Raw genomic sequence first — 17,401 nt, 5'->3', positions numbered from 1 at the left:
ATGGCTACAATTCATGTCGATGGAAAATCGTATGAAGTCAACGGCTCGGAAAACTTGCTACAAGCATGTTTGAGTCTGGGCATCGACATCCCATATTTTTGTTGGCATCCATCCTTAGGTTCGGTTGGTTCTTGCCGTCAATGTGCTGTTACGCAATATGCGAATCCAGAAGATACGCGTGGTCGTTTAGTCATGTCTTGCATGACACCAGCATCTGACAATACCTATATCTCAATTGAAGACAAAGAAGCAACGGATTTCCGTGCATCTATTGTTGAATTTTTGATGACCAACCACCCACACGACTGTCCAGTTTGTGAAGAGGGTGGTCACTGTCATTTACAAGATATGACTGTAATGACGGGTCATGACCGTCGTCGCTATCGTTTTACAAAACGTACGCATTACAACCAAGAACTTGGCTCATTCATTGCGCATGAAATGAACCGCTGTATTGCTTGTTACCGTTGTGTTCGTTACTACAAAGACTATGCGGGCGGTACAGATTTTGGCGTATATGCGAATGCATCTCGTGTTTACTTTGGTCGTCCGGAATCAGGTACTTTAGAGTCTGAATTCTCTGGTAACTTGACTGAAGTATGTCCAACAGGTGTATTCACTGATAAGACTCATTCAGAGCGTTATAACCGTAAGTGGGACATGCAGTATGCACCAAGCGTGTGTCAAGGCTGTTCTTCAGGTTGTAACATTTCTCCGGGTGAACGTTATGGTGAAATTCGTCGCGTAGAAAACCGTTTTAATGGTTCGGTTAACCAGTACTTCCTTTGTGATAAAGGTCGTTTTGGCACAGGTTATGTAAACCGTGCAGACCGTCCACGTCAGCCTCAGTTCCGTAATGGTGAAACTGTTGCAACTGTTTCTGTCGATCAAGCTCTCGATCAAGCGATTGCTAAGCTTCAAGGCAAAAAAGTTTTGGGTATTGGTTCTCCTCGCGCAAGCTTGGAATCGAACTATGCATTACGTGAGCTTGTAGGTCAGGCAAATTATTCAACTGGTATTGCACAAAAAGAGCAAAAGCTTGTTGAACTTGCTGCATCTATCATGCAAACAGAGGGTATTTACAACCCGAATATGCGTGAAATTGAAAGCTATGATGCTGTTCTGATCTTAGGTGAAGACCTAACTCAAACTGCACCTCGCATGGCATTGTCTGTTCGCCAAGCTGCGAAAAACAAAGCGCGTGAAATGGCTGCAAAAACACGTACACCAGATTGGTTAGCTGAGCCTGTACAACGTATTGGCCAAGAAGCAAAATCTCCGGTTTACATTTTAGCTGCAACTCAAACTCGTCTTGCTGACGTTGCAACTGGTGAAGTGGTTGCTTCTCCAAATGACATCGCACGTTTAGGCTTTGCAGTTGCTGCGGCAGTGAATGGTGTAGTTGTAAGTGGTTTAGATGAAGATGCAAAAGCATTTGCTCAAACCATTGCTGACACTCTAAAAGCAGCAAACAAACCATTAATTATTGCGGGTACGAGTTTGCAAGACGCTTCTATTATGGAAGCTGCAGCACAGTTGACTCAGAACCTAGGTTCTAAAGCTGGTTTAAGTCTTGTAGTTCCTGAAGTGAACTCTATGGGCTTAGCATTGTTCGGTGGTTTAAGCCTTGAACAAGCATTTGCTCAAGATTACGACACACTTGTTATTGTTGAAAATGACTTGTTCCGTCGCTTACCAGCTGCACAAGTACAAGCTGCATTAGATAAAGCTGAAACAGTAATCGTGCTTGATCACAGTGAAACTGAAACTGTGAAACAGGCTGATATCGTTCTTTCAGCAGCAAGCTTTGCAGAGGGTGATGGTACTGTTGTAAGCCAAGAAGGCCGTGCACAGCGTTTCTATCAAGTTTACGATCCAAGTTACTACAAGCCTGAATACGCAATTAAAGAATCATGGCGTTGGTTACATGCCATTGAAACTGGCATTAAAGGTAAGGCTGTAGATTGGACATTGCTTGACGATGTAATTGAAAGCATCGTGAAAAATGTACCAGTACTTGAAGCTATCCAAGACGTTGCACCTGATGCAGGTTACCGTGTACATGGTTTGAAAATCGCGCGTGAACCACGTCGTTATTCAGGTCGTACAGCAATGCGTGCGCCGTTATCGGTTCATGAACCTAAACAGCCTACTGATCCAGATTCAGCATTAACATTCTCAATGGAAGGTTATGTTGGCCCGCAAAAAGCATCATCATTAGTACCATTTGCATGGGCTCCTGGTTGGAACTCTCCACAATCTTGGAACAAATACCAAGATGAAGTCGGTGGTCACTTAAAAGGTGGTGATTCTGGTGTTCGTTTATTCGATCGCTTGGCAAAACGTCCTGCACGTAGCTACGTTGCTCCAGTGCCAGTAGTTGCAAACCCTGAAAGTTTCCGCTTAGTACCAATGCATCATATTTTTGGTTCTGGCGAATTCACCATTAAAACACCTGCAATGGAAACTCGTATTCCTGAAGCTGTGTTTGCAGTGGGCGAACAAGATGCAACTCGTTTGAACCTTCAAGAAGGTCAACGCATTACAGTAAAAGCAGGCGAAACAACTGTAAGCTTGCCGGTACAAGTAATTGAATATTTACCTACAGGTTATATTGGTTACCCAGTTGGTTTAGCACCAATGGTGTCACTAGCTGAGCCTGTTTCAGTGGCTTTAGGAGTGTAATTCATGAATCAAGAAATTATACGTCAAACGCCACTTTGGGCTGAGAACTGGCCGATTGCCTATGCTGTCGTTCAAGCAGTTGTGATTTTGCTTGTTGTAGTTTTAGTTGCAGCGTTGATGTCTTTTATTGAGCGTCGTTTACTTGCTTGGTGGCAAGACCGTTATGGTCCAAACCGTGTTGGTCCTGGTGGTATGTTCCAGATCGTTGCCGACATGCTCAAAATCATGTTCAAAGAAGACTGGACACCAAAGTTTGCTGACAAACTTACATTCCGTTTAGCACCAGCTGTTGCAATGGCAACAGCGGTTCTTTCGTTCATGGTAATCCCGGTGAGTCCTTCACTGGGTGTTGCCGACATGAGTATCGGTTTGTTGTTCTTCATGGCAATGGCTGGTATTGCGGTCTATGCGGTTTTATTTGGTGGCTGGGCTTCAAATAACAAATACTCGTTGCTTGGTGGTTTACGTTCAGCAGCTCAAACTATTTCTTATGAAGTGTTCTTAGGTATTTCATTGATGGGTGTGGTTGCAATTGCAGGCTCATTTAACCTTCGTGAAATTGTTGAAGCACAACGTGATGTTTGGTTTGTCATTCCGCAATTCTTAGGTTTCTTGATTTTCGTAGTTGCTGGTGTTGCGGTAACTCACCGTCATCCATTTGACCAACCAGAAGCAGAACAAGAATTGGCAGAAGGTTACCATGTTGAATATGGCGGTATGAAATGGGGTATGTTCTTCGTTGCTGAATATGTCAACGTAGTACTAATCTCTGCATTGATCGTGACTTTATTCTTTGGTGGCTGGTTAGCGCCATTCAATTTAGAAATTCCATTTGTTCCACCAGTATTTTGGTTTGTGATTAAAACAGCATTCTTTGTAATGATGTTTGTATTGGCACGTGGTTCTTTAATGCGTCCACGTTATGACCAAGTCATGAACTTTGGTTGGAAAATTTGTTTGCCATTGGCGTTGGTCAACTTGTTAGTGACTGGTGCTGTGATTCTGATGAATCAGGCCTAGGACAGCAGGGAGTACAAAATGTATAAATTTCTAGCTGGATTCGGATCAATTGTACGTACGTTACTCATGGTGTTCAGCCATGCAACACGTAAACGTGACACGATTTTATATCCAGAAGTTCCGGCTGAACAGATTGTGCCGCCACGCTTTCGTGGTCGTATCGTATTAACGCGTGACCCTGATGGGGAAGAGCGTTGCGTAGCATGTAACCTATGTGCGGTTGCATGTCCGGTTGGCTGTATCTCACTACAAAAAGCAGAAACAGAAGATGGTCGTTGGTACCCGGAGTTTTTCCGTATCAACTTCTCACGTTGTATTTTCTGCGGTATGTGTGAAGAAGCTTGTCCAACAACTGCGATTCAGCTCACACCAGACTTCGAGTTAGGCGAATATGTACGTCAAGACCTTGTTTATGAGAAAGAAAACTTACTCATTTCAGGTCCGGGCAAATACCCAGATTACAACTTCTACCGTGTAACGGGTATGGCAATTAACGGTAAAGAGAAAGGTCAAGCACAAAAAGAAAGTGCACCAATCGATGTACGGAGTCTATTACCATGATGTGGCCGTTTTATTTGATGGCACTCGTGGCCATCGTTTCTACGGTTCGTGTAGTGACTAACACGAACCCTGTACACGCTCTACTTAGTCTAATTGTTTCATTGCTTGCTGTTGCTGGTATTTTCATGATCGTGGGGGCGCCTTTTGCAGGTGCTCTTGAAATCATTGTTTATGCCGGAGCAATTATGGTTCTGTTTGTCTTCGTGGTGATGATGCTTAACTTAGGTCAACACACCGTTGAACAAGAACGTAAATGGCTTTCTTCAGATGCTTGGGCATATCCAGCACTCATGAGTTTCTTACTCGGCTTGCTTTTAGTTTGGATGCTTGGTGGTGAATACACCACTATTTCAGCACCGCTTGGGGCACAAGTGATTGGACCAAAAGTAGTTGGTCAAGCACTCTTTACTCACTATTTATTATTGGTTGAAGTTGCCGCGATGTTATTGCTAGCAGCCCTTGTTGCAGCATACCACTTAGGTAAACGTGAACCAGGTGCAGAAGAGGAAAAAGAATAATGGGCCAGATTCCTTTAGAACATGGTTTGATTGTTGCAACCATCCTTTTTGCACTCGGTTTTTACGGTGTAATGGTGCGACGCAACCTATTATTTATGTTAATGAGCCTTGAAATCATGATGAATGCTGCAGCATTGGCATTTGTTCTTGCGGGTAGCGTATGGGCACAACCAGATGGGCAAGTGATGTTCATTCTGATTTTGACCCTTGCAGCAGCAGAGGCATGTATCGGTCTTGCGATTGTCCTTCAGTTCTATCATCGCTTCCATCATTTGGATGTGGATGCTGCTAGTGAGATGCGCGGATGAGTTATTTATATTTAACAGTATTATTTCCGCTAATCGGTTTTATTTTATTGGCGGCAGGACGAGACAAACTCTCTGAAAATGTTGCAGCAGTTATTGGTGTAGGTTCTGTAGGTTTATCTGCATTATTTGCACTCATTGCTGGAATGGCATTTACCACGAGTGGTCAGCAAGTTTTTGTTCAAAACTTGTGGACATGGTTCAATGTTGGTGGTTTTGCGCCGGGCATTAGCTTACATTTAGATGGCTTATCTTTACTCATGATGGGCATGATCACGGGTGTTGGTTTCTTAATCCACATCTTTGCATCATGGTACATGCGTGGTGAAGAGGGTTATGCGCGTTTCTTCTCTTATTTCAACCTGTTTGTTGCAAGCATGCTTGTGCTTGTATTGGGTGACAACTTGGCGTTGTTATTCTTAGGTTGGGAAGGTGTAGGTCTTTGCTCTTACTTGCTAATCGGTTTCTATTATGCAAACCCTGCAAATGGTTGGGCTGCGATCAAAGCGTTTACAGTGACCCGCGTTGGTGACGTATTCTTGCTTATTGCTTTATTCTTGCTTTACCAACAATTTGGTACGCTGAATACTCAGTACATCGTTGAACACGCAGCAGAAGTAATGACGAAGAGTTCGTCACTTACAATCTGGACTGCATTAATGTTGTTCTTGGGTGCTGCTGGTAAGTCTGCTCAAATTCCATTGCAAACATGGTTGGCAGATGCGATGGCAGGTCCAACACCTGTTTCTGCATTAATCCACGCTGCAACAATGGTAACGGCTGGTGTGTACTTATGCTGCCGTCTATTCAGCGTATTTGAACTTGCTCCTGAAGTGATGCAATTCATTTCGGTAACTGGCGCGGTAACGTTGTTAGTTGCAGGTTTTGCTGCACTTGTACAAACAGACATCAAACGTATCTTGGCTTACTCAACAATGAGTCAGCTTGGTTATATGTTTATGGCTGTAGGTGCGGAAGCTTATCAAGCTGGCTTGTTCCACATGTTGGCTCACGCATTCTTTAAGGCATTATTATTCTTGTCTTCTGGTGCGGTAATTCTGGCTTATCACCACGAGCAAAACATTTTCAAAATGGGTGGTTTGTTCAAACGTAACAAATTCCTGTTTGCTTGTTTCGCGATTGGTGGCGGTGCATTAGCAGCGATTCCATTCTTGACTATTGGCTTCTTCTCTAAAGATGCGATTCTTGGTGAAGTTTGGGTACAAGGTCAATCAGTTGCTTTATATCACACCTTATATTGGGTGGGTGTAGCAGGTGCATTCCTGACTTCAATCTATACATTCCGTTTAATCTGGGTTGTATTCTTTGGTCAAGAAAACACGCCTTACCATGAAATTAAAGGTGCAACTTACTGGGCTCCACTGGGTATTCTAGCTGTATTGTCTACTTTTGTTGGTGCGGTATTAAAAGCACCGGTAGCAGGTATTCTGAATACTGCAAAAATTCCTGAATTCCATGTCGCTGAACAATTTGTGGAAGGCATGCATGGGGCAGAGCACTTAGCAGTAGGTATTGCACTAGTTGGTCTAGTTGTTGGTATAGCATTATTTACATTTGCTTATGGTGCAGTGAAATCATTCGCTCAAACAAGTTTGGGTTCAGGTTTGGCACATATTTGCCGTACTGCTTTTGGTTTTGATGCATTGTATGACATCGTTTTTGTTAAACCTTATTTATTCTTCGCCAAAATCTTTGGCCGTGATCCGATTGACGGTTTGTGGTTAGTTCTTCCTGCACTCGTGAAAGGCGGAAACAGTTTTACAAGCTCACGTCAAACAGGTTCATTGCGTGAATACGCATCAAGCATGTCACTCGGTGTAGTGGTGTTATTGATGATCTTGATCGTTATTCAGGTAGTGGGGAAATAAAATGGAAAACAATTTAATTTTACCCGCGCTGATCCTTGTTCCGTTCATTGCCGGTTTTATTTGTTGGTTAGTCGATAAGCTCGACAAAACTTTGCCACGCTGGATTGCCTTAATTGGTATGCTCATTACTTTGGGCTTAGGTCTTGCACTTTGGCAAAGTGGAACTTATAGCTACGAGTTGGGTTCTAAAATCCCAACTTGGTCTGCTGAGTTCTATTTACCGTGGATTCAATCACTCGGTATTGGCATTCACTTAGCTGTGGATGGCTTATCTTTACTCATGGTGTTATTAACAGCGTTACTTGGTGTACTTGCTGTTGGTTGTTCATGGGGCGAGATTCAAAAGAACGTTGGTTTCTTCCACTTAAACCTATTATGGAGTTTAGGTGGCGTTATCGGTGTATTCTTAGCGATTGACTTGTTCTTGTTCTTCTTCTTCTGGGAGATGATGCTTGTACCAATCTACTTCTTGATTGCGTTATGGGGTCATAAAGGTTCAAACGGTCGTTCACGTGTTTACGCTGCTACTAAGTTCTTCCTTTACACGCAGATTGCCGGTCTAGTGATGTTAATCGGTATCCTAGGTCTTGTAGTTTATGGCTACATGATGACAGGCATGATCGGTTTTGATTACAACTATTTATTAGCTGTAGCTAACCATTTACCTGCAGGCTTAGCGTACGGTTTCATGATCTGTTTCTTCATCGGTTTTGCGGTGAAGTTACCAGTATTCCCATTACACGGTTGGTTGCCAGATGCGCATGCTCAAGCTCCTACAGCAGGTTCTGTAGACTTAGCAGGTATCTTGATTAAAACAGCTGCGTATGGCTTGCTTCGTTTTGTTATTCCATTCTTCCCGACAGCTTCTGCACAGTTTGCAGACATTGCGATTATTTTCGGTTTGATTGGTATTTTCTACGGCGCATGGTGTGCTTACCAGCAAACTGACATGAAACGTTTACTCGCGTATACGTCGATTTCACACATGGGCTTTATCATACTTGCAATCTATGCAGGTAATATTTTGACCTTCCAAGGTCTAATGATCATGATGTTGGCACACGGTTTGTCATCAGCTGCATTGTTCATTATGTCTGGTCAAATCTACGAACGTTTACATACACGTGATTTACGTTTAATGGGTGGTCTTCGTGGCCAGCTTCAGTACTTGCCATTTTTCTTGATGTTCTTCGTTGCTGCTCTTGTAGGTGTACCAGGTTTAGGTAACTTTATTGGTGAATTCCTGATTTTGATGGGTTCATTTAATAAATATCCTGTCTTCACGATTCTTGCTTCTATCAGCCTTGTATTTGCAGGTTTATATGGCTTGATCTTGATTCACCGTGCTTTATTTGGTGAACCAAATCCTGAACAAAAGCAACATTACACTAGTCCATTGAAAGACTTATCTGCTCGTGAAGTTGGTATTTTGATGATTTGTGCGATTGGTCTCGTTTGGCTTGGTATCTACCCACAAACATTCTTGGATGTATCTCATTCAAGCATGCAGTGGTTGGTCAATAGTTATGTGCCAGTACAAGAAGTCGTTGAAACTGTTCAGCAAACAGCTACTCAACTTGACCATGTGGAGATCCAATAATCATGAACTTCACAGTATCATTCTCTACGCTTATGCCTTTAGCTCCGGTGATGATTGTTGCTTTGACAACAGTCGTCGTCATGCTGTTAATTTCAATTAAGCGTAATCATAATTTAATCGCAACAACCTCTGTTGTCGGTTTAAACCTTGCTGCACTTTATATTTTATTTGCAGTATTTGGCGGTAAGTTTGTACCGGCAAATGTGATGGGCATGTTTATGGTTGATCCATTTACCATGTTCTATCAATTTATGATTTTGATTGCGGCATTGGCATGTTGTACTTTGTCTCATGCTTACATCGAAACTTATAAAGACAACCGCGAAGAGTTATATCTTTTGTTACTTGCTTCAGTAGCAGGTGCAATGTTGATGGTTGCAAGCTCTCACTATGCGTCGTTCTTCATTAGCCTTGAGTTAATGTCGATTCCTGTATATGGCTTACTTGCTTATACTTATCAACGTAGTAACTCACTTGAAGCGGGTATTAAGTACCTTGTACTTTCAGCGACAGCTTCTGCAATGTTGTTGATGGGTATGGCATATATCTATGCATATACAGGTTCGCTTTCATTCTATGATTCTGTACAAGCATTATTTGAAGCAATCAAACAGCCAATGGTGTTATTAGGTTTAGCACTTATTATCTTTGCTGTTGCATTTAAATTATCGCTTGCGCCATTCCATAAATGGACACCGGATGTATATGCAGGTGCACCAGCACCAATGGCAACTTTCTTAGCGACCGCTGCTAAAGTTGCAACAATTGGTTTGTTCGTGCGCTATATGCTTGCTTCAGGCGCAATGATGGTGAACTCGTTAGTAACTATTTTGACGATCATTGCTGTATTGTCGATTTTAGTTGGTAACTTACTTGCTGTTCGTCAAGTTAACTTAAAACGTATTCTTGGTTATTCATCTATTGCTCACTTTGGTTATTTGTTAATTGCTTTAATTAGCATGACTTATGCAAGCTTAGGTAGCGTAACTGTATATGTGGTGTCTTATGTATTAACTACTATCGGTGCCTTTGGTGCGGTAGCGTTAATGTCTAGCCCATATAACAACGTAGATGAAGCACAAAGCCTTGCAGACTACCGTGGTTTGTTCTGGCGTCGTCCAGTACTTACAGCAACTTTAACAGTCATGATGTTGTCTTTGGCTGGTATTCCATTAACTGCAGGCTTCATTGGTAAGTTCTTGGTGGTAATGGCTGCTGTAACAACTCAACACTGGTTCTTAGCTGCAATGATTATTGTGGGTAGTGGTATCGGTTTGTACTATTACTTACGTGTGATGGTTGTAATGTACATGACACCACCGGAAACTCCTCGTATTGATGCAGATGCTCATTGGGGACAAAAAGTGGGTGGTTTAATGGTATTGGCTGCTGCTGCCTTAGTTATTATTTTGGGTGTTTATCCAGATCCAATGATTAATTTGGCATTAAAAGCAGAAATTTTATCTCCATTACATTTCATGCTTTCACAACAGTAATTCTGGTGTACAAAAAAGCCTCCAAATCTGGAGGCTTTTTTTTATTGAGCGTTAAAAAAAGATTATAATAAATACGTTTTTATATTTTTAGGTAACATCTGTGGCCATTCAAGAAATTCGTCACCCACTTATTCGTCATAAATTAGGCTTGTTACGCCGTGCTGACATCAGTACTAAGAATTTCCGTGAGCTTGCTCAGGAAGTGACTATGTTGTTGACTTATGAAGCAACAAAAGATTTACCAGTTGTGGATTGTGAAATTGATGGATGGGCTGGAACTGTTACTACTCAGCGTATTGCTGGTAAAAAAATAACGATTGTACCGATTTTACGTGCTGGAATTGGTATGTTAGATGGTGTACTTAATCTAATTCCAAGCGCAAAAGTGAGTGTTTTAGGTCTTGAGCGTAATGAAGAAACTTTAGAAGTTCGCACGTATTATAAAAAACTAGTTCCAGATGTCGCTAACCGTCTTGCGATGATTATTGACCCAATGTTAGCAACGGGTAATTCGTTAGTTGCTGCTATTGATGTGTTAAAGGCGAGTGGTTGTAAAGATATTCGTGTTATGGTGTTAGTTGCCGCTCCAGAAGGTGTTGCTAAAGTTGAAGCAGCTCATCCAGATGTGCAAATTTATACAGCATCTATTGATAATGGCTTAAATGAACAAGGTTATATTGTTCCTGGCTTGGGCGATGCTGGCGATAAAATTTTTGGTAGTGTACAAAAAGATTAATTTTTTGAAATCGCATTAAAAAGAGACTTCATTAAACCGTATAATTTTAAAACGGAATCGTGAGTCTCTTTTTTATTTACCGCAACAACTGGATTGGAAAAGTAGGGGAAAGATCATGAAGCAAGAGTTTTATACTGGATGGGTAAAACAATATAACGCTGATAAAGGGTTTGGTTTTATTGAAACTAGTGAAGGAGATATTTTCTTTCATATTTCTGATTTCCCTGCATCAGAGGGCGAACCGAAAAGAAATGAAAAAGTAAGATTTCTTGCCGCAGATAATCAGGGCAAATTTAAAGCGATCAAAATTGAGCGTGTTGACCCGAATCCTGCGAAAACCAAGAAAAATAAAATTGCGGATCACAATAAAGCGATCACAAGCGAATTACTATCAAATTTTCGACGCTAATCAACGAAAAGATCAGGTTTTAAACCTGATCTTCACAGAATTGTAAGAATGCTTTGAGGCCTGGACCCTGATATTTTTGACGATGTACCAGCATATAAAGCGGACGGGTAAGCTGCCAGAATGGTGTATCTAAAATTACTAATTGTCCCTTTTCAATTAAAGGTTCAATGGCAAGTTTAGAAATACATGACATACCTAAACCACCAGCAACGATTTTTAAAATTGCTTCATTGTGACCTAGGGTTAAGCGAATATTCGCATCTGGCAGATCTTGCAATATCGCATTATCAAACACTTCACGAGTTCCTGAGCCTTCTTCACGTAAAATCCATTCGACTTGAAGAAAATCATGCGCTGTTAGAGGTCTATTTAAACGTGCTAACGGGTGATTTGGGGCGCAGCAAACTGCAAGCTCATCATCACGCCAATGAATACATTGGAGTTGAGGTAAGTGACATGAGCCTTCAATTAAAGCTAAATCAAGTTGGAATTGATTGACTGCTTCAATCATTTGGCGTGTATTGCCCACTTGTAATTGCAAATGCGCTTTAGGATGATGCTGTAAAAAGTTTGCCATTAAATCTGGCATGAGGTAATCACTAATCGTTAAAGTAGCCCCAATACGTAAATCAATACTTTGCAATTCACCTTTTGCAGCTTGCTCAAAAGCTTCACAGCGACCTAATATTTCTAATGCTTGAGGCAATAGAAAACGACCTAAATCATTAAGCTGTAATCGTTTACCTAAACGATCAAATAGAGGAGCACCAAGGCCATCCTCTAAATCGGCTAAAGCCATACTTGCTGCACTTTGCGTCAGTCTGACCGCATCACTCGCTTTGGTGACAGTTCCTTCTTGAGCGACTGCTACAAAAACAGCCAACTGGCGTAATGTCATGCGCATGTTTAAAAAGCCTTAACGTTTAAAAGTATTCATTATTTCGGCTGTCATGCTAACATGAGCGCACTATTTCATGCCACGTTGAAATCATGTCAATTGAAAAATTTAGCGTAGAAAAAGTTTTATCTGTACACCGCTGGACTCCAACTCTTTTCAGTTTCACCATGACTCGCCCTGCACATTTTAAATTTACTGCTGGGCAATTTGCACGTATTGGGCTAAAAGTTGGAGAAGAACTCGTTGTTCGTGCTTATTCGGTAGTCTCATCACCATTTGATGAAACGCTTGAGTTTTTTTCGATTGTGGTACCAGACGGTGCATTTACGTCAAATCTTCAACATTTAAAGGTAGGAGATGAGCTGTATTTAGAAAAAATACCTTATGGTTATTTGACTTTAGCTCGCTATCAACAACCTTTACCACATGATTTATGGTTATTGGCAACGGGTACAGGATTAGCTCCATTTTTATCGATGTTACAAGACTTCGATACATGGTCTAAATATCAAAAAATTAATTTGGTCTACAGTGTCCGTACCGCAGCTGAGTTAGCTTACGTTGATCGTATTCAAGAGATTGCTGAAACTTTTGGGGAAGGACATAACGGATTTAAATTTATTCCGATTATTACTCGAGATCCTTCTGCGCCATTGCATGATCGTTTGCCGATTCTGATTGAAAATGGTGAATTAGAAAAATCTGCTGGTATAGAGCTGAATCCTGCCACAAGCCACGTCATGCTTTGCGGAAATCCGCAAATGGTAGATGACACGAAAGAGGCTTTAAAGCGCCGTGGTTTGACGATGAATCGTCGAGGTGAGGGAAATATTGCGGTAGAAAATTACTGGTAATAAATTGCGGTGAAAACAACTTTATAATTAATTTTATGGATATGTTTATTAGTGGACAAACATATCCATAAATTCGCGAATTTCTGAAATTGCGCTGTCTACATCGGTTGAAAGCCAAGTTGGCTCAAAAAGACCTGCATAATGTTCCAAACGATCTTGTGGAACGACTAAGCGAACAGGACAGTCTTCTTCTAGTAAGCGCCAAGGTAAAATCGGAACATCATTGTCTAGAAAAATATTGATATTACGAATATCAACAATCATGGCATTAATACAGTCAGGAAATGGCATGACGGAAAATTCTTCAGTACGACGACGAAAATACTCTAAATCACCCCATTTGAGTTCATAACTTGGTTTATTAAATTCAATAATACCAATGAGATGTTCGTCTCTCGTCTGATGTATATAACATTGATGTGTGACGTCAGTGTCGAGATCAAGTGTTACGTTTTGCTGACGATACATCATAAAATAGAGCAGCTTTAAAACAAGGGGGCTTATTATAGCCTATTTTATAAAAAGTAAGCGCTAAAACATATTGTATTACAAATAGAACCTTAAAGAAGCTCGAGCATAACTTGTCATTATTTTTTAATGGCTAAATATTTTTGCCTAAATTTTATACTGTTTTTATTATTTTAATAGTAGAGTTTTGCAAACACAGACACCTTAGCATAATGCTTTTTCACACAATGCAACAAACCAAATTGCTATGATGATTATAAAGTTAATGATAAAAGAAGAGGGGAAAGAAGATGCATGATTTTTCAAAACCACCTCATGTGACGAGTCCTGAAGAAACTGCGAAAAAAAGAAGATTGCCAGTTTACATTTTAATTATTGTTGGGCTTTTTCTTATTGCACTTATCGTCTACATGGTTGCTGATCACAGCAAAACACCTAAAGAAGAAGCCGCTTTTCAACATGAGGCCACACCGCATGTCATTAAGAGTACTTCAGATTTGAATCTCTATAAAGGGTAATAAGCCAACCAGTATATCTTGATAGAAAGCCTTTGGGATGTGACCTAAAGGCTTTTTTTGCAACCTTTTGCATCAATTTGTTGTATTTATGCAGAAGTGTGTTGATTAGAAAATACTCAAAACATAAGGTGAGATAGACCGCATTTATCGTCATTTTTAACAACGAATGGTGTTTTTCATAATTGATGGCACTGAAAAGAACATAACAATTGAGGACATAACAATATGAATGAATTTTTTAATGGGCCTCGCGGCGCTCAGTTTGATGCGATGTATTACTGGGATCAGTTTCATCCTATTTTAGCTGCAATCGTCATCTTACTGGTGGGCTGGATAATCGCTTTATTAGTTGCGGCAGGTGTAAAAAAACTTCTGCAAAAAGTAAATACCAATGCAAAATTATCTTCAGCAACTGGGCGTGCTCCAAACATAGAAGGTCTTATTTCAAAAGTAGTATTCTGGTTTATTCTAATCTTAGCTGTTGTCGCAGCTCTCAATGTACTTAACATTAGTGGAGTAAGTGGCCCGTTCAGCAATATGGTGAATCAGGTACTCGTCTATATTCCAAATATTATTGCTGCTGTTGTGGTGGGTTTTATTGGTTGGATCGTTGCTCGACTGGTGCGAGCGGGGGTGACCAATGTTTTATCCCGAACTCAACTTGATGATAAATTAAGCAGTGAAGTGGGTGTAGGTGGAATTAGCCAGAATATTGGTGAAATTCTTTACTGGCTTGTATTGTTACTTTTCCTTCCGATTGTTCTTTCAATATTAGGATTAACAGGCTTACTGATTCCAGTTCAAAATATGGTAAATGATGCAGTAGCATTCTTACCAAATATCTTTATTGCTGGTGTTATCGTTTTTGTTGGTTATATCTTGGCAAAAATTGTACGCGGTATTGTTGAAGGTTTAGTAAATAGCTTAGGTGTTCAGGCTCAAGCTGAAAAAATTGGTCTTTTCAAAAGCTCTAACGTAGGCAAATTCTTAGGGTCATTTGTTTTCGCAATCATCATTATTACAACATTGATTGTAGCGTTTGAAGCTTTAGGCATTGAGACAATTTCTCAGCCAGCAACAGCAATGCTTAATGAAATCTTGCAGGCGATTCCAAACATTATTGCTGCTGGTTTAATTTTACTAGTTGCTTATATTGTTTCTCGTTTTGTTGGCCGCTTAGTAGCCGAATTAATTGCAGGTACTGGTGTTGATGAAATTCCTGCAAAGTTAGATGTACAACGCTTTTTAGGTCAAACTAAAGTTTCTAATGCAGTTGGCTGGTTAATTGTATTCTTTACTATGCTATTTGCAGTTTCTGAAGCTGCGGATCGTCTTGGTTTCGATCAAATTAGTGGTCTAATTGCAATGTTTATCCATTTCGGTGCAAACATTCTATTGGGCGCTGTAATCTTGGTTATTGGTTTCTGGCTTGCCAATGTTGTGGCGAACGTGGTTCAACGCGGCGAATATAATAGCTCGCGTTGGTTAGGTAGTTTAGTTCGTGTGTTAATTATTGGTCTTGTACTTGCGCTTGGTTTAAGAGCGATGGGTATTGCAGATTCAATCGTTAATCTTGCATTTGGTTTGACTCTAGGCGCAGTTGCAGTTGCTTTCGCTCTTGCATTTGGTTTAGGTGGTCGCCAACCAGCAGAAAGACTGTTGAGTGATTTGTTAGATAAAGCTAAAAAAGAAGCGAATGAACCGAATCCGCTTTATCAACCACCGTCTACTACCACAACGAGCAGCCCATCTGCTGGTAGCTCATCTGCAACTACGAGTTCGTCAACATCTACAGTTGCACCAACGACTACAACCTCACCATCAACTGTTTCATCTGATGCAAAACCAGCTGATTCTGCACAAGTAAATCCAGCAGAACCACCAGTAAATAAACCGTTTGGATCTACTGGAGAAAATGACGAAATTTAGTAAGTAAAACTAATTTTCAGATAAACCGTACAAAAAATCTTTGATTTTTGTGATAAGTTCGACCACTCTATATTGAGTGGTCGTTCTTTTTAGACGTTATAAAAACAAATAAGTGAGGAAAATACGATGAAGAAACCAGGTCGTTTTTTAGCACCGATTGTCATTGCGGGAATTACGGTAGGTTTTTTAGCAAGTGCTTATAAATTTGTGTTTAATAAATCTAATTCATCAAAACAGGCAACAACTCATACACGTAATTCTGAAAAATCATCAAATGATTCGAAAGCCTCAAATTAGCTTATTGATCATTTAAACGTATTGTGCTGCTGCATAAGCAGAAGACCAAGCCCATTGGAAGTTATAACCTCCTAAATGGCCAGTCACATCAAGTACTTCCCCAATAAAAAACAGTCCTTTCTGCTTTTTACTTTCCATGGTTTTGGAAGATACTTCACTTGTATCAACTCCACCTAAAGTAACTTCGGCAGTACGATAGCCTTCTGTGCCTGATGGTTTGACGGTAAAACCATGTAGTTGCTCGGCAATATGATCTAGCTGTGCATCACTGATATTACCAATTGCTGTCTCGCTCTGCTCTGGCCAGATGAGTTGTTGTAACTCTTGTACAATACTTTTTGCCGTAAATTCATTCAGAAGAGTACGCAATAAAACTTTAGGTTGGGCTTTCTTTTTGTCTTTTAAATAATTTGCTAAATCTTGGCTCGGGAAAAAGTCAATTTTAAAACTTTCACCAGTATTCCAATAGTTTGAAAGCTGTAAAGAACTTGGACCACTCAAACCACGATGCGTAAACAATAATGCTTCAGTAAAGCTATTCTTCGAGTTACTTAGAGTCACATCTAAAGCATTACCACTTAGGCGTGTAGTGACTTCTTTAATATGATCTGAAAAAGTAAATGGGACTAAACCTGCGCGAGTTGGGAAAACCGTATGTCCAAATTTTTGTGCCAGTTCATAGCCAAATCCAGAACCACCCAAAGTTGGAATGGATAAACCACCTGTAGCAACCACTAATGACTCACAGCTAAATCGGCCTTGGTTTGTGTGTACAGTAAAACCGCCTTTTTCTAATGGGTCAATCTGTACAGCTTCACATTGAGTTTGGATATCAACATTATTGGTTTTATTACATTCACTCACCAGCATCTCTAAAATTTCTTTAGCACCGTTTAGCGTGAATAATTGCCCGTGTTTTCGTTCTTCATAAGCAATTTTATAATCACCTACCAAACCGATAAAGTCCCAGTTGCTATAGCGTGATAGGGCAGAAATAACGAAGTGTGGATTATGAGAAATATAGTTGTCAGGCTCTACATAAAGGTTGGTAAAGTTACACTTACCACCGCCTGACATTAAAATCTTTTTACCAATTTTATTGGCTTTTTCTAAAATTAAAACCGAGCGCCCTCGTTTAGCAGCATGGGCAGCCAACATGAGTCCAGAAGCACCTGCACCTAAGACAATGACATCGACATGACTGTTAGACATAAGAGA

17 protein-coding genes are annotated in these 17,401 nt (G+C 40.5%); 14 read left to right on the top strand and 3 right to left on the bottom strand.

Features of this window, described 5'->3' with window-relative positions:
* The 10 genes from nuoG (at position 1) to H7R46_RS14795 (ending at position 11,219) form a co-directional block, all read left to right on the top strand.
* Complete coding sequence (gene nuoG / locus H7R46_RS14840; RefSeq protein WP_086260954.1) at positions 1 to 2,685, top strand: NADH-quinone oxidoreductase subunit NuoG; 2,685 nt, start codon at positions 1 to 3, stop codon at positions 2,683 to 2,685.
* A 3-nt stretch (positions 2,686 to 2,688) separates the two neighbouring features.
* A complete protein-coding gene (nuoH, locus tag H7R46_RS14835; protein WP_004703499.1) occupies positions 2,689 to 3,705 on the top strand; it encodes an NADH-quinone oxidoreductase subunit NuoH in 1,017 nt (338 codons plus the stop codon).
* 18 nt (positions 3,706 to 3,723) lie between these two features.
* The gene (gene nuoI, locus H7R46_RS14830; RefSeq protein ID WP_002120012.1) at positions 3,724 to 4,266 is read left to right on the top strand and encodes an NADH-quinone oxidoreductase subunit NuoI; all 543 of its coding nucleotides are present in this window, start codon (positions 3,724 to 3,726) and stop codon (positions 4,264 to 4,266) included.
* A complete protein-coding gene (gene nuoJ, locus H7R46_RS14825) occupies positions 4,266 to 4,784 on the top strand; it encodes an NADH-quinone oxidoreductase subunit J (RefSeq protein ID WP_014205902.1) in 519 nt (172 codons plus the stop codon). Before nuoI ends, nuoJ begins: the two co-directional genes overlap by 1 nt.
* Entirely contained in the window at positions 4,784 to 5,092 is a 309-nt protein-coding gene (nuoK, locus tag H7R46_RS14820; RefSeq protein WP_000529822.1) for an NADH-quinone oxidoreductase subunit NuoK, read from the top strand. Before nuoJ ends, nuoK begins: the two co-directional genes overlap by 1 nt.
* A complete protein-coding gene (gene nuoL, locus H7R46_RS14815; RefSeq protein WP_002120008.1) occupies positions 5,089 to 6,978 on the top strand; it encodes an NADH-quinone oxidoreductase subunit L in 1,890 nt (629 codons plus the stop codon). The genes nuoK and nuoL overlap by 4 nt, the downstream gene beginning before the upstream one ends.
* Position 6,979: 1 nt before the next feature.
* On the top strand, positions 6,980 to 8,578 hold the full coding sequence (nuoM, locus tag H7R46_RS14810; protein WP_086260953.1) for an NADH-quinone oxidoreductase subunit M: 1,599 nt from the start codon (positions 6,980 to 6,982) through the stop codon (positions 8,576 to 8,578).
* 2 nt (positions 8,579 to 8,580) lie between these two features.
* The gene (gene nuoN / locus H7R46_RS14805; protein ID WP_005071077.1) at positions 8,581 to 10,074 is read left to right on the top strand and encodes an NADH-quinone oxidoreductase subunit NuoN; all 1,494 of its coding nucleotides are present in this window, start codon (positions 8,581 to 8,583) and stop codon (positions 10,072 to 10,074) included.
* Between the two features lie 100 nt (positions 10,075 to 10,174).
* Positions 10,175 to 10,810 carry a uracil phosphoribosyltransferase gene (upp, locus tag H7R46_RS14800; protein ID WP_002120045.1) on the top strand — a complete coding sequence of 212 codons (636 nt, stop codon included), beginning with the start codon at positions 10,175 to 10,177 and terminating at the stop codon, positions 10,808 to 10,810.
* Positions 10,811 to 10,925: 115 nt separating this feature from the next.
* A complete protein-coding gene (locus tag H7R46_RS14795; protein ID WP_005071069.1) occupies positions 10,926 to 11,219 on the top strand; it encodes a cold shock domain-containing protein in 294 nt (97 codons plus the stop codon).
* Between the two features lie 19 nt (positions 11,220 to 11,238).
* On the opposite strand, the gene gigC is transcribed toward H7R46_RS14795, so the two are convergent.
* On the bottom strand, positions 11,239 to 12,123 hold the full coding sequence (gigC, locus tag H7R46_RS14790) for a LysR family transcriptional regulator GigC (RefSeq protein ID WP_002120024.1): 885 nt from the start codon (positions 12,121 to 12,123) through the stop codon (positions 11,239 to 11,241).
* An 86-nt stretch (positions 12,124 to 12,209) separates the two neighbouring features.
* On the opposite strand from gigC, the gene H7R46_RS14785 reads away from it, so the two are divergent.
* Positions 12,210 to 12,971 (top strand): ferredoxin--NADP reductase, encoded by a 762-nt coding sequence (locus H7R46_RS14785; protein WP_002120057.1) that lies wholly within the window; start codon positions 12,210 to 12,212, stop codon positions 12,969 to 12,971.
* A 48-nt stretch (positions 12,972 to 13,019) separates the two neighbouring features.
* Here the strand turns inward: H7R46_RS14785 and H7R46_RS14780 are convergent, their stop codons facing one another.
* Positions 13,020 to 13,439: a hypothetical protein gene (locus tag H7R46_RS14780; RefSeq protein ID WP_014205905.1), complete on the bottom strand. Its 420-nt coding sequence runs from the start codon at positions 13,437 to 13,439 to the stop codon at positions 13,020 to 13,022.
* A gap of 290 nt (positions 13,440 to 13,729) precedes the next feature.
* Here H7R46_RS14780 and H7R46_RS14775 point away from each other — a divergent pair, with 290 nt between their 5' ends.
* The 3 genes from H7R46_RS14775 (at position 13,730) to H7R46_RS14765 (ending at position 16,183) form a co-directional block, all read left to right on the top strand.
* Positions 13,730 to 13,957 (top strand): hypothetical protein, encoded by a 228-nt coding sequence (locus H7R46_RS14775; protein ID WP_005071064.1) that lies wholly within the window; start codon positions 13,730 to 13,732, stop codon positions 13,955 to 13,957.
* A 225-nt stretch (positions 13,958 to 14,182) separates the two neighbouring features.
* Positions 14,183 to 15,886, top strand: a complete 1,704-nt coding sequence (locus H7R46_RS14770; RefSeq protein ID WP_005071062.1) for a mechanosensitive ion channel — start codon at positions 14,183 to 14,185, stop codon at positions 15,884 to 15,886.
* A 126-nt stretch (positions 15,887 to 16,012) separates the two neighbouring features.
* Positions 16,013 to 16,183, top strand: a complete 171-nt coding sequence (locus H7R46_RS14765; RefSeq protein ID WP_002120038.1) for a hypothetical protein — start codon at positions 16,013 to 16,015, stop codon at positions 16,181 to 16,183.
* A gap of 12 nt (positions 16,184 to 16,195) precedes the next feature.
* On the opposite strand, the gene H7R46_RS14760 is transcribed toward H7R46_RS14765, so the two are convergent.
* Positions 16,196 to 17,395, bottom strand: a complete 1,200-nt coding sequence (locus tag H7R46_RS14760) for an NAD(P)/FAD-dependent oxidoreductase (RefSeq protein WP_005071059.1) — start codon at positions 17,393 to 17,395, stop codon at positions 16,196 to 16,198.
* Between the last annotated feature and the right edge of the window lie 6 nt (positions 17,396 to 17,401).

This window comes from Acinetobacter sp. BEC1-S18-ESBL-01, assembly GCF_014169935.1.
GTDB lineage: Bacteria > Pseudomonadota > Gammaproteobacteria > Pseudomonadales > Moraxellaceae > Acinetobacter > Acinetobacter pittii.
This window is presented reverse-complemented; position numbering and strand designations above follow the sequence as displayed.

Excerpts from the sequence above, each read along its gene's own strand:
- nuoG (WP_086260954.1), top strand. The coding sequence starts at position 1 with ATGGCTACAATTCATGTCGATGGAAAATCGTATGAAGTCAACGGCTCG.
- nuoH (WP_004703499.1), top strand. The coding sequence starts at position 2,689 with ATGAATCAAGAAATTATACGTCAAACGCCACTTTGGGCTGAGAACTGG.
- nuoI (WP_002120012.1), top strand. The coding sequence starts at position 3,724 with ATGTATAAATTTCTAGCTGGATTCGGATCAATTGTACGTACGTTACTC.
- nuoJ (WP_014205902.1), top strand. The coding sequence starts at position 4,266 with ATGTGGCCGTTTTATTTGATGGCACTCGTGGCCATCGTTTCTACGGTT.
- nuoK (WP_000529822.1), top strand. The coding sequence starts at position 4,784 with ATGGGCCAGATTCCTTTAGAACATGGTTTGATTGTTGCAACCATCCTT.
- nuoL (WP_002120008.1), top strand. The coding sequence starts at position 5,089 with ATGAGTTATTTATATTTAACAGTATTATTTCCGCTAATCGGTTTTATT.
- nuoM (WP_086260953.1), top strand. The coding sequence starts at position 6,980 with ATGGAAAACAATTTAATTTTACCCGCGCTGATCCTTGTTCCGTTCATT.
- nuoN (WP_005071077.1), top strand. The coding sequence starts at position 8,581 with ATGAACTTCACAGTATCATTCTCTACGCTTATGCCTTTAGCTCCGGTG.
- H7R46_RS14795 (WP_005071069.1), top strand. The coding sequence starts at position 10,926 with ATGAAGCAAGAGTTTTATACTGGATGGGTAAAACAATATAACGCTGAT.
- gigC (WP_002120024.1), bottom strand. The coding sequence starts at position 12,123 with ATGCGCATGACATTACGCCAGTTGGCTGTTTTTGTAGCAGTCGCTCAA.
- H7R46_RS14785 (WP_002120057.1), top strand. The coding sequence starts at position 12,210 with ATGTCAATTGAAAAATTTAGCGTAGAAAAAGTTTTATCTGTACACCGC.
- H7R46_RS14780 (WP_014205905.1), bottom strand. The coding sequence starts at position 13,439 with ATGTATCGTCAGCAAAACGTAACACTTGATCTCGACACTGACGTCACA.
- H7R46_RS14775 (WP_005071064.1), top strand. The coding sequence starts at position 13,730 with ATGCATGATTTTTCAAAACCACCTCATGTGACGAGTCCTGAAGAAACT.
- H7R46_RS14770 (WP_005071062.1), top strand. The coding sequence starts at position 14,183 with ATGAATGAATTTTTTAATGGGCCTCGCGGCGCTCAGTTTGATGCGATG.
- H7R46_RS14765 (WP_002120038.1), top strand. The coding sequence starts at position 16,013 with ATGAAGAAACCAGGTCGTTTTTTAGCACCGATTGTCATTGCGGGAATT.
- H7R46_RS14760 (WP_005071059.1), bottom strand. The coding sequence starts at position 17,395 with ATGTCTAACAGTCATGTCGATGTCATTGTCTTAGGTGCAGGTGCTTCT.